Annotated in this window: 10 protein-coding genes and 1 rRNA gene; 8 read left to right on the forward strand and 3 right to left on the reverse strand. The window is 43.2% G+C overall.

Going from position 1 to position 11,483, the window contains the following annotated elements; all coding sequences use genetic code 11:
- The 5 genes from M1K46_RS22005 to M1K46_RS22025 all read left to right on the forward strand — a co-directional run bounded on the left by M1K46_RS22005 (position 1) and on the right by M1K46_RS22025 (position 5,641).
- Positions 1-2,640 carry a hypothetical protein gene (locus M1K46_RS22005; RefSeq protein WP_256227720.1) on the forward strand — a complete coding sequence of 880 codons (2,640 nt, stop codon included), beginning with the start codon at positions 1-3 and terminating at the stop codon, positions 2,638-2,640.
- A gap of 69 nt (positions 2,641-2,709) precedes the next feature.
- On the forward strand, positions 2,710-3,027 hold the full coding sequence (locus tag M1K46_RS22010) for a WXG100 family type VII secretion target (protein WP_175502002.1): 318 nt from the start codon (positions 2,710-2,712) through the stop codon (positions 3,025-3,027).
- Positions 3,024-4,229: a hypothetical protein gene (locus M1K46_RS22015; protein WP_256227721.1), complete on the forward strand. Its 1,206-nt coding sequence runs from the start codon at positions 3,024-3,026 to the stop codon at positions 4,227-4,229. The genes M1K46_RS22010 and M1K46_RS22015 overlap by 4 nt, the downstream gene beginning before the upstream one ends.
- A gap of 26 nt (positions 4,230-4,255) precedes the next feature.
- Entirely contained in the window at positions 4,256-5,053 is a 798-nt protein-coding gene (locus M1K46_RS22020) for a hypothetical protein (protein ID WP_256227722.1), read from the forward strand.
- A gap of 27 nt (positions 5,054-5,080) precedes the next feature.
- Positions 5,081-5,641: a DUF5381 family protein gene (locus M1K46_RS22025; RefSeq protein WP_248251190.1), complete on the forward strand. Its 561-nt coding sequence runs from the start codon at positions 5,081-5,083 to the stop codon at positions 5,639-5,641.
- 244 nt (positions 5,642-5,885) lie between these two features.
- Here the strand turns inward: M1K46_RS22025 and M1K46_RS22030 are convergent, their stop codons facing one another.
- Genes M1K46_RS22030 through M1K46_RS22040 form a run of 3 tightly spaced genes read right to left on the reverse strand, consistent with a single transcriptional unit; the run spans position 5,886 to position 7,276 of the window.
- Positions 5,886-6,107: a hypothetical protein gene (locus M1K46_RS22030; RefSeq protein WP_256227723.1), complete on the reverse strand. Its 222-nt coding sequence runs from the start codon at positions 6,105-6,107 to the stop codon at positions 5,886-5,888.
- 22 nt (positions 6,108-6,129) lie between these two features.
- Entirely contained in the window at positions 6,130-6,465 is a 336-nt protein-coding gene (locus M1K46_RS22035; protein WP_256227724.1) for a DUF2085 domain-containing protein, read from the reverse strand.
- The gene (locus M1K46_RS22040) at positions 6,458-7,276 is read right to left on the reverse strand and encodes an EcsC family protein (RefSeq protein ID WP_256227725.1); all 819 of its coding nucleotides are present in this window, start codon (positions 7,274-7,276) and stop codon (positions 6,458-6,460) included. The genes M1K46_RS22035 and M1K46_RS22040 overlap by 8 nt, the downstream gene beginning before the upstream one ends.
- A 285-nt stretch (positions 7,277-7,561) precedes the next feature.
- On the opposite strand from M1K46_RS22040, the gene M1K46_RS22045 reads away from it, so the two are divergent.
- The 3 genes from M1K46_RS22045 to M1K46_RS22055 form a co-directional block, all read left to right on the forward strand.
- Entirely contained in the window at positions 7,562-9,229 is a 1,668-nt protein-coding gene (locus tag M1K46_RS22045) for a transglutaminase-like domain-containing protein (protein ID WP_256227726.1), read from the forward strand.
- Between the two features lie 111 nt (positions 9,230-9,340).
- Entirely contained in the window at positions 9,341-10,780 is a 1,440-nt protein-coding gene (locus M1K46_RS22050; RefSeq protein WP_256227727.1) for a nicotinate phosphoribosyltransferase, read from the forward strand.
- Between the two features lie 545 nt (positions 10,781-11,325).
- Positions 11,326-11,483: ribosomal RNA gene (locus M1K46_RS22055) — 16S ribosomal RNA — on the forward strand; the annotation flags it as partial.

The raw sequence follows: 11,483 nt of genomic DNA on the forward strand, positions 1-11,483 counted from the left end.
ATGGCAGAAAAGGAAAATGAAAGTTTTTTCAGCCCCAAAGCCAAAAAGGTAATGCTGACATCATCTGCGGCATTGCTTGTGGCACTTGCCGGTACAGGAACGTATTATTGGCAAGCGAACCAAACTTCTGAGACAGCAAGTTCAGAAATAGCTAAAAAACCAGGTAATACAAGCAAGGCAAGTAAAGATATCCGTCTAAACACGGACGATAACCAAGTCAAAGATGACCGGAACAACAAACCAGATAGTAAAGGCGAAGATCTGTCTCCTAACAGCAATAACAGTGATGGCTTTGTACTCAGTGACGACACCGAGAATCCAGTGTATCTCGTAGATGCATCTGATCCTAAAAATCCAATTGCTCAATTAATTGTAGACTCGGATAAAGTGGTCATTGAAACACCTATACCGCCTGCAATTCCAACCGATCCGGTAATCACCCCGCCGGTTGATGATGGAACTCTTCCACCGGTCATTGATCCTGGAACGGATGATCCAGGCACAGATCCAGGCACGGACCCAGGTACAGATCCAGGAACAGACCCGGGAACAGATAACCCTGGTGGAGGTACTGATCCAGGAAATCCAGGGGATCCAGATAACCCTGGTGATCCGGGCGGAGAAGACCCTGGCAGCCAGTTCCCGGATGTAGCGCTTGTTGTTCCGGAATCTTTATACGAGCGTTTAGACAGCTACAGCGGCAATGATGATTTTTACAATGTCATGTACTACGGGCAAAAAGAAATTAAACCCGACAGTGAAAAATATGATGACTTGATCAAGATGGTTGTGGAAGCTGCAGCAGATGCAAAAACAAAAGCATATCAAGAGCAAATGATGACGTCTGACAGCTTGTCCAACCTTCAGATGATCACATCACTTGGTTTTGAAAATAAAGATCTGAAAAAACTTCAGGACGAAATCAGAGCCGATCTTTATTCCAAGTTTGCAGAGCAGGAGATTGCTATTTACCTCAGCAAGCCGGCTGATCCTGAAAATCCTGGTGATGGTAATGGAGATCAGCCTCAAACGCTTGATGCCGAAAAGGCACAGCAAGTTATCTATTACATTGGAAAATACAATGATCAGCATCCGAAAGAAGATTTGAATCCGAACGAATACAGCGAAGCAGACAAAGTATTAATGGAAGCTGCACATCAGGAGCAAGCGACCAACATCGCAGCGGCTCTAAATAAATACCAGATGCTCGCTCAGTACTCTCCGACATACAGCCAAAGCGCTAAAGACTTAAAAGCTGGAATTGTAGCAAGCAAAGTAGAGCAGGAAAGAGCAGAAGCTGGAACAAGAGAGCCAGGGCAGTATGATCCGCTGCCAGCAGGCCATGAACTTGAGGCTCTTAAACAACTATTGGATAAGAAAAAATACGCTCAAGTTGTTGAACAGGGCGGGGATTATGTCGGTACAGACCTCCCACTCGGCGGCTTTAAGCTGGTTGTAGATAAAGCCAGCGAGGCGCTATTAAAAGAAACAGACGAACTTGCAAGTGCACAGGATGCTTATACAGCAAACAAACAAGAGATCATCAACAACTATCAGATCCTGACCGAAGAAACAGGGGTTTCTGATGATGTCAATCAGAAGGCAGCAGCCCATTTAGACGCTTACTTCTTAATGCACCAGGCGATTAAAGCGGCTTCTAACGATTTAAATGAAGCAGTCATCCTTGCTTCTGAATCTGTTCAGAGCTGGGAAAACAGTGCTTCTACCGGAAAACTGAACGAGATTGCCGGCCAACTCCTTTCTTCTGCTGAAAAATATAAATTAGCAGATATAAAAAAAGAAGAAAGCGTCTATGAATTGCTGAGCACAACGCCTAGAGTGAATGAAGCCGACAAAGCAACGGCTTTCAACCGAAAGAAAGCCTTTGCGTATTCAAGAAAAGCGGCAGACCTGCTATCAGGCAAAAACTACAATGACGCGATCTTCTATGCGAGTGAATCCAACCAGATGTACAATAAAGGACAAAACGAGGATACACTCCGCGACGCCGCAAGAGCTCTATTTGCCCAACATACTTCTGGAGATTATTACGATCGCTATAATGATCTATTAAAAGTCTACCGAATGATTGCAAGTGCTTCTGGTATGCCGAAAAATGAAGCAGCTATGGCGATTGAAAGACAGGAAGCGATCGATAACTTCCAAAAAGGCATGCGTGAAAAAGCAGATGGCGACCGTGAGAAAACTGTATATTACCTTGATAAAGCAGCTGATAGTGAATGGATGTCTGACAAAGTTAATCCAGAACTTCAATACCAAGCCCAGCTCCTGCTAAACCATGCAAATGACTTGAAGGCTAATGGTAATGTAGATGATCTTAAAATAGCCGTCAGATACTACAAAACGTTGCTTGTGACTAAGCATGTCAGCAAAGGCACGCGTGATGAAGCGAGAGACGCCATCAATGAACTGAAAAAGAATTCAGCTCCGGCAGTTAAACGAGACGACGCTCCACAAGAAAAGCAGCAGAAGCGCACTGAGCCTCAAAAAGAAGAAACGAAGCCACAAGCCGAGGATAATGAGGTTCAAAAAGAAGCACCGAAAGCTGAAACACCACAAACCGAAGCTCCTCAAACAGAAACAAAACAAGAAGAGCCAGAGACATCTGAACAAGTATAAAACCTAATCAGCAGGCAGCGCAGTTGCCTGCTGATTTTAGAATAAAAAGAAATGGCGGGTGAAGTATATATGGATTCTGGAAAAATTCGTGCGATGGCTCAAGCCTATAGCCAGGCAGCAGGATTAGTAAGAGAATGTGAATCCAGATTGAGAGGAACCCTGGAATTCAATGGGGGAACGTGGACGGGAAACCGAAAAGAAAAATTTAACAGCAAGTATCAGGATGCAACCAAGGCTTTTAATTCAGTGGTCACAGAATTTATGGAAACCAGCAGCGAGTTGAACAAAGCGGCTCTGCGCTGTGAACAGATTCTGCATGATCTATTGGAAAAGGAACGCTTACAGCAGCTTAAACTGCTGGAACTTCAGAAAGGAGGCCCTAGATGACGAAAATATCCATACAGCCTGACAAACTCTATAAGATGTCAGATGATATGGTCAAAGAGATTACGAATCTGGAAAAAATCATGAATGACCTCGATAAAAAGATGTCTGATGTGGCAGATTCCCTGTCTCAAGGCCCCCGCTATTCGCCTGAGTATTTCAGTGCCATGCAAGGCGCATTCATGCATCATGCCCAGTCCAAGTATCTGGTGGGACAATTGAAAGATGAGATATCTGAAGCGGAGATCTATTCAAGAAATACGGCCGAGAAGTTTGAAGAGGAAGATAGTTTGTTTAGTAAGCTGTTTAACATTTATAACGATTATCAAGGCTTTGTAGCAGCCGGCACGATTGCCTCACATGGGCTGTTTTTTCAGCTTTCTGGACTATCGAAATATGTGAAGGTAAATGGGAAGTGGGAAGTAAGACATAATGGTTATTACCAGCAGCTCTTGAAGTCTGTCGATGACTCCAAGTTTAGAGCGTTTGCCCGAACATGGGCCAATAAACGAGGGATGTTTAAATACAAAAACGAACCTTTAGAAAGCCTGCTTTATAAAAAATACTCCAAATTCTTTCCGGATGATGTGACGAAATTTACGAATGGCATGATGGATTTTAAATCCAGCATCAAAAACACTGGCATGCTCAATACACTTAAAAACCATACGGGAGATTTGCTTAAAGCGGGATCCAAGTTTGGAAAGACGAATGCTGCCATTGGTTTGGTTATCTCAGCCGGGTCGGCTTCTGTGGGCCTTGGAATGGATGTTGTAGACAATTACCGTAAGTATGGCGGAAATGAAGCCGTCTTAAAAAGAGAAAATGCAAAAGCCGTCGGAAGAGCAGCCAACACATTGATTGTGGAAGGTGGATTCACGGCGGCCGGCGGCGTAGTCGGAGGGGCCATAGGAAGTATCGGCGGTCCTGTAGGTACAGTAATCGGAGCAAGTATCGGAGGAGCCATAGGCAGTATGGTCGGTGAAAAAGTAGCAGCCAAAACAGCAGGCTTTTTTGAAGATGCGGCACTGATTGCGAAAGAACCTATTCACGCTACGATAGAGACGGTTAAAGGTGGAGTGGAAGCAGTAGGTAAAGGAATAGATGCAGTGGAAAAGGGTGTAGACAAGGTGAAGGATACGGCATCCTCTCTCATTGACGGAGGGAAGAGGTTTTTCTCAAGTAAGCTTTCGTTTGGCTGGTAGTGAAAATGAATAAGAGGTGATGATGAATGAATAGAGTGTCGCTTAGTATAGATGAACTTATCTATGGTTTTTACAGTGAAGGATTATTTGAACAAGCAATAGGATTAAGACAAACCTATTTTAAAGAGTTAAATGATGAACAGTTTGAGCTGGTGCTTCAGACCTCTTGCCGTTCCTTACTGTCCAAAGAACTGCTGATGTATGATGAACACAATTACAGATTTCAATTAACTGAGGAAAGTTCTTCCCTGATCAAATCGTTAAATTATTCTCCTTTATCTTTGAAATTATCGAGATTTGAAGCTGATGGAGGGCAGGGTTCAATTTCCATTCACTTATCAGGAAGGAAATGCATTTGCCATTCCGTTATACATGAAGGCCAAGTTCATGTGTTTGAAATGCTCAGCCAAGGTGAAATTTTACTTAAATTAAAAGAATATTTCTCCTTGAAGGACACGGGCAATGGCTCTGATAAAATTTTGGAACTTAAACAAGAGGAATTTGAGGAAATGTTAACATTAGCAGAACAAGAACCTTCAAATCTTGAGGCATACTTATGTACTTTATCTAGCCATAATGAAGCTTCAATTTTTGCAAATGCCGTTTCTTATAATCATGGAAAGATGAACAGTATGCTGGCCTTAGGATTTGATGATAACAGAGAACCGGATATTGGAGATGTATTGTTTGTTATTTGTGATCCTGTTTCTTCATGGGTAATTAAAAAGAATGAGGAGACATATGAAGTATTAAGTGGCGGAGGAAATATTCTTTCTGATTTGGCAGAATCGAAAATTGCAGGTCTTAATTCTCTTTCTGTCTAAGTGAATAAAAAATAGCGGGTGGTAATTATGAATTTTGTTAATGAAACAGATAACGGGGTGCAGGTGACGTACAGCAGTTTTAATCTTAAATGGATGGTCGTAGGTTCATTGCTGTTGACTGCTGGTTCACTTTACTTAATGTCTTCTGTAATGGATGTGGGTATAATCCGCGGTTTTTTCAATTTTTTAATTGGAACAGTTGGCTTATTGTTTTTTGGCGGAATTCTGTTAAGAATATTGACCATTGCTTGGGGGAATAAGATACTCTTTCAAATTAAGCCCACTGGCTTTGTGACGAGAAAAGGAAAAGAAATTCCGTTTTCAGATATTCAGGGCATGTCTGTTGGCTGGCACAGTTCTCGTCCTGCGGGAATGGTCTTTAAGGATGTTATACTGCGTACGAATCAGAAGTCCATTCTAAAGAGCAAAGCTTATTTGTGTACTTACAACTTATTGGACGATGATGAAATTGAAGCGATTATCAATAAATATGTAATTCCGAAAGTCAGTGAATCCTGCAAACAAGCTTGGCTGCAAGAAACTTCATCTAATGTTCATGACACTAAAAATCCAAATATGCCAACTTAGCAAAGGGGCTGTCCAGAAAGTCGAAAATTGACCTTCAGGCAGCCCCTTTTTGGCTTGAAAAATCTTCAATGAAAAGTTAATTGAAGTGGAAGATGCGAGACTCCTGCGGGACTAGCGTGACAGGTGAGACTCCCGCCGGTGCTTGCACCAAGAGGCTCACCGCACGCCCCGCGGAAAGCGAGCAGCCTGGAACGGAAATCAACAGCTTACAGACTTCTTGGACAGCCCCTTGATGTATTTTAGATTAACAGCAGTCAATCTGATTACAGACTTCATCACAAAATGTGTTTTCTTCCTTTTTCTTTTTCTTTTGTGAATGCTTTTTTTGATAGAGATACATTGTTCCTGCACTCACTGCTGTCCCAGAACCGATCAGAGAGGCCCCAGCTAGGCCGTGGCCGGAAAATAGTAATTGGAAGCTTGCAATGATGGTAGTGAATATGGTCATAATTAATGCAATAAACATAAAAACACTCCCTTAATCAATTTCAGCTTAGTAGCTGCTTCAACAAATTTGCAGCAAACCAAATCATCATGCACTGGCCGATGCCGCTCAATAAACCTGTAATAACTCTTAACGTATTGTTGCTCTCGCGCCATTTCCATTTTTGGGTGAAGCCGTCAATCAGCATCGGAAGCTGAAGAAGCAGAGCGAATAAAAGATTATGTACTTGCGGAACAAAGTAAAGAAAAGGAAGCAGCAGATAGGAACCATAGATTGCGGTGCACCTTGCGCAAAGTGCCATCGGTTTTCCTTTTATTTTTAAGCTGCGTTCATGTCTGCGGTGGCAGGGGATAAGTGATAAAAGCTCCCCCTTACTCATTTAAGGGTTCCTCATCCAGCAGGTGAAGACGCTCTAAAATCCTCCGCTTCCGATAAAGCATCATTCCAGTTTCCGCAACCTCATCTATGGTGGACTTATTGATGAAGGCCCCAAAGATAATTCCCGCAACAGGCACTATTTGAAAAAGTTTCTTCCATCCGAAATTGTCGCGGTAAGCAGCGATCACTTCACGCCAGCCTTGCAGCTGAGAGATCGCCTGGCGATCACGCTCCGCATCGGTCATAGAGAGTTCTTCAAGAATGGCACGTTTCCCTACATAGTCAGAAGAGGCGAACTGCAGGCATTTAATGATGAAGATCCGCTCTTCTTTTTCGTTAGGATCATACCCATAGGAGATGGCAATTTCCTGCAGCGTTTTCAGTGACAAACCAAGGACAAGAGGGATGTCAATTCCAAGGGTGAACAGCCCGCCGATACCAGTTGTTGCGCCTTGGACGGTCGCCATCCTGGTGCGGGAGCTTTTAAAATAAGAAGCTGTCTTGTCCATTGACGCAAGAGGCAGCTTGCCGATCTCTGCAGCTGTAAAATCTTCTTGCAGTTCCTCGTATTCTTTCATTTTTTTCAGAATCGACTTCTCACTGACTAAATATTTGCCTCCGTTGTGAACATAGCTGCCGATCTCGTCCACAATCTGCAGCATCTTATCCTGCAGGAATTTCGGTGTGATCTTATCCAAGAGCATGAACGGAATACGCCCGAGTTTCTCCCAGAACCAGAGATCGTTTTGATCCTTTTCCCACTTCTCAACCATCGTAAGTTCTTTTGTAAGATAATCCCTTGTTTCTATCATACTCACTCCTAATTTCATAAGTGGTTAATATAACCATTATAGTATTTTCCTAAGTATACGTCATAGTACATTGGAGAGTTTCACGTAAAGGCATGAATTAATTTTGGAAACGGATGGAAATCATGATAGTGTCATATCCAAGGAACTACAGCGATAAAGTAGTAGGAAAGATTGTCTTTTTTTTAAATTTGTGCAGTCCGATAAGGAAAAACGCTTTGGATAGCTGGTTGAATGGCGTAAAATAAAAATATCGCAAAATAAGAGCGTAATTAAGGAGTGAACACGATGAGGGAAATACTCCTCATTTTAATTCTTCCGTTTTTGCTGATAACTGTGCCGGGCTGCAGCCTGTTAAACACAGCTGATCCAAAGCTGGATGAGGGCGTAACAGGGAACCGGTATTCGGCAGCGGCGGAGAAGAATAATGAGAAAACAAACTTGGAACATGTGCAGCTTAGCGGGTACAGCAGAAAGGTTGGAGCAACCCTTACCAGCCCGAAGTATAAAAAATTCAGTGTGAACTCTGCCTTTATTGTTTCAGGGAATATAAAAAATACAAAACACTTAAAATCGAATTATGCACTGATCACGGTGCATAGTGAAAAAGGCGGCAGCCCCGATTTTAAATATCTGTCTCCGATCAAGGGAGGCAAATACAAGCAAAAAGTCCAGCTCTTCGACGGAAAAGGAACCTACAAGGTGAAGGTCAGCCTGCCGAGTGATGAGAGCAAGGATTATTATTACGACCTTACCGAAATGGAAGTAACCAATGTCAATCCGGCAGTGAAGAGAGACGTTCTCTATACACAAAGCGCTTACAAGCAGGACCTAAAATTGGATTCCACAGTAGAAGGCTATATGAAAAGGGATGGAAAGGTTGATTTGAGCGGATCGATCGGTGATAAAAAAGCGAAAGACCTCATGATCGAAGTGTCAAAAGGACCCCAGGTGACCAAGGTCATGGTTCCACTTGAAAACGGCAGGTTCAAAAGCAGTCTTCCGCTGTATTTTGGAAAAGGGGTTCATACACTTAAGATCATGACGCCGGCAGAGAACATGGCCAATTATTACAACCAGGCCGCTGAACTGCAGGTGGATAACACGTCAGGCCATACATCTCAGCCGATCGAATTTTCTAAAGAATACAGCGAACGCGGCTATACACTGGAATCCCCGACAGTAAGCGGGGGGAAAACAGATCTTGATTATGAGGTAAAGGGTAAGATCAATCCTAACGCCCAGTATGCCAAGGATACGGATACTGTCTTCGTCCAGACGAAAAAGGGAAGTTTGGAAGCGATGTATGCCATTCCTGTAGAGAATTACAAATTTAACGGAAAGTTTTATCTTCGTTTTGGGCCGGGAAGCTATGAGGTAAATGTTTTCGCACCAGAAATTACATCGGGTAACACGAATGTTCAGCATTTTACAGGAGTGGCTCATTTCAATGTAGAGAACACGAATCCGAATGATGGGCGCTATCGTCTTCCGTCAAGGGGCATTCAGTCTGATGATCCTGAGATCGGGCGTCTTTCTGAAAAGCTGATGAAGGGCAAAGCGAATGATAAAGAAAAGGCGCTGGCCGTATATAAGTATGTAGCAAAGAATGTCCGCTATGATGTACAGAAGCTGAATCAGCGGTCATTCGCCTTCGACGATAGTGCGATCAAAACACTGCATGAGAAAAAAGGCGTCTGCCAGGATTTTTCCTATCTCGGAATCGCCCTTTTACGCGCAGGAGGGATGGAAGCACGAATGGCTACAGGGTATGCAGGCCAGGATCATGCATGGATAGAGACAAAAGTGGATGGACGCTGGCTGACAATGGATCCGACGTGGGGTTCAGGCTATCTGCAGAACAATGAGTTCATCAGGAACTTCACGATGAAATACTTTGATCCCGCCCCATCCGAATTCAAGAAAACACATACCAAATCTGGAATAGAATATTAAACAAAAGCCCAGAGAAACCGTTTCTCCGGGCTTTCTTTATTTGGGCAGAAGAAGTAGAGTAGGAATTGAGAGTTAAGGGAAAATAAGGCGAGAAAGGTGTGAAGAATGATGATGCGGCATGAAGATCTAACATTACATACGGACAAGTACCAGATTAATATGATGTATGCTCATTGGAAAAACGGAACACAGAACAAAAAATGCGTGTGTGAAGCATTTTATCGCAAAAACCCGTTTGGCAATGGCTATGCTGTATTTGCCGGGCTTGAACGAATCGCATATTATCTGCAAAATCTGAAGTTTTCAGAAGAGGACATCAATTACCTCAGAGAGCAGGAAGAGCAATATGAAGAAGGTTTCTTGGAGGAACTCAGGAATTTCAGGTTCACAGGCAATCTTGCTTCCGTTAAAGAAGGAACGATTGTTTTTCCGAAAGAACCTTTGATCCGGGTGGAAGCCAGAATTTTCGAAGCCCATTTAATTGAAACAGCTCTTTTGAATTTCATGAACTACCAGACATTAATCGCAACAAAAGCCGCCCGAGTCAAGCAAGTGGCGCCTGAAGACTATCTCATGGAATTCGGAACGCGCAGAGCGCAGGAAGCAGACGCTGCAATCTGGGGAGCAAGAGCGGCTTATATCGCAGGATTTGATGCAACATCCAATCTTCTTGCCGGTAAATACTTCGGCATTCCTACAAAAGGGACACATGCCCATTCCTGGGTCCAAAGCTTTGCGAGTGAAGAGGATGCGTTCAGAAAATTTGCCGAGGCCCTTCCGGATCAGAGCACACTTCTCGTAGATACATACGATTCAATGAAAAGCGGTCTACCGAACGCGATAAAAATCGGTCTTGAATTAAAAGATAAAGGAAAAACCTTAAAAGGAATAAGACTCGACAGCGGCGACTTGGCCTACCTCTCCATACAGGCGAGAAAGATGCTGGACGAAGCAGGCTTAAACGACACTATGATCGTTGCCTCAAATGATCTTGATGAAGATGTCATCTCCGAATTAAAAGGACAAGGAGCCATGATTACCTCATGGGGTGTCGGCACACAGCTCATTACAGCTGCCGACCAGCCGGCATTAGGCGGGGTCTACAAACTTGTTGCCCGTGAAAACAACGGGGAGTACGTTCCGACCATTAAAGTTTCCGGCAATGTGGAAAAAGTAACAACACCAGGTTTCAAAACCGTTTACCGCATCGTGAATGAAGACACGGGTAAAGCGGAAGCAGACTATATCGCGATGGAGGACGAGAAACTTCCTGAAAAGGATATTTACTTGTTTGATCCCGTGGAAACCTACAAAGATAAAACCATCCACCGTTTTCAAGCACAGGAACTGCTGCAGCCGGTCTTTAAAGACGGTGAGCTGATTTACGACCTTCCGACTGTTCATGAAATTAAAACCTACTATAATGGTCAAATCAAAATGTTCTGGCCGGAGCACATGCGGAAACTCAATCCGCAAACCTATTTCGTCGATCTGAGCAAAAAAGTGTGGTCCACCAAAATGGAACTATTGAAACAAGCTGCAAAAAATTAGAGCCAAGAACCTGGCGATAGAAGTCTGCCAGGTTCTTTTTTGTTTTAGAGGTGTTTGAGGGAGACCGGCCCAATGAGAGTCGAACATAAGAATAGAAGGAAGAAGGAAATTGGGAAGGAAGTTCAATCGATATTCATTTGTCGGCATCATCGTTTGTGTATGTTTCTTTTTTTTATACAGTTTTACCGAGTTTGGAAACGGCCTAGGACCAATTGGGATCCACCCCTTATTTCTGGTTCTTGCAGGAGCGGTTAGTTCTGCTGTTTGAATAAGTTGGTTTTTCTATCCGAAAAAAAAGGTTGACCACTCTAAGAATCGCTGGTATAGTAATAAACGTTGCTGCTTTTGATACATAATTTTCTTCGAAAAAACGATTGAAAAAAGTTGTTGACTTAGCAAGCAAAACTTGATAAGATATTCCTTGTCGCTGATCGGACGCGACGGAATAACAGTTCTTTGAAAACCAAACAAAAGCCAGGTAAGTCAGGGATTTTACAATCCCATCAATTTCTTATTTTTAAACATTAAGAGCTATATCAAACACTTTATTGGAGAGTTTGATCCTGGCTCAGGATTAACGCTGGCGGCGTGCCTAATACATGCAAGTCGAGCGGACCAAAGAGAGCTTGCTCTCTGAGGTTAGCGGCGGACGGGTGAGTAACACGTGGGTAACCTGCCTGTAAGACGGGGATAACTTCGGGAA

Source organism: Fictibacillus sp. WQ 8-8, assembly GCF_024494405.1.
Taxonomy (GTDB): Bacteria; Bacillota; Bacilli; order Bacillales; family Fictibacillaceae; genus Fictibacillus_C; species Fictibacillus_C marinisediminis.

What these genes read in the sequence shown, in the direction of transcription:
- M1K46_RS22045 (WP_256227726.1), top strand. Translation starts at nt 7,562, where the DNA reads ATGAGGGAAATACTCCTCATTTTAATTCTTCCGTTTTTGCTGATAACT.
- M1K46_RS22020 (WP_256227722.1), top strand. Translation starts at nt 4,256, where the DNA reads ATGAATAGAGTGTCGCTTAGTATAGATGAACTTATCTATGGTTTTTAC.
- M1K46_RS22015 (WP_256227721.1), top strand. Translation starts at nt 3,024, where the DNA reads ATGACGAAAATATCCATACAGCCTGACAAACTCTATAAGATGTCAGAT.
- M1K46_RS22040 (WP_256227725.1), bottom strand. Translation starts at nt 7,276, where the DNA reads ATGATAGAAACAAGGGATTATCTTACAAAAGAACTTACGATGGTTGAG.
- M1K46_RS22010 (WP_175502002.1), top strand. Translation starts at nt 2,710, where the DNA reads ATGGATTCTGGAAAAATTCGTGCGATGGCTCAAGCCTATAGCCAGGCA.
- M1K46_RS22050 (WP_256227727.1), top strand. Translation starts at nt 9,341, where the DNA reads ATGCGGCATGAAGATCTAACATTACATACGGACAAGTACCAGATTAAT.
- M1K46_RS22005 (WP_256227720.1), top strand. Translation starts at nt 1, where the DNA reads ATGGCAGAAAAGGAAAATGAAAGTTTTTTCAGCCCCAAAGCCAAAAAG.
- M1K46_RS22030 (WP_256227723.1), bottom strand. Translation starts at nt 6,107, where the DNA reads ATGTTTATTGCATTAATTATGACCATATTCACTACCATCATTGCAAGC.
- M1K46_RS22035 (WP_256227724.1), bottom strand. Translation starts at nt 6,465, where the DNA reads ATGAGTAAGGGGGAGCTTTTATCACTTATCCCCTGCCACCGCAGACAT.
- M1K46_RS22025 (WP_248251190.1), top strand. Translation starts at nt 5,081, where the DNA reads ATGAATTTTGTTAATGAAACAGATAACGGGGTGCAGGTGACGTACAGC.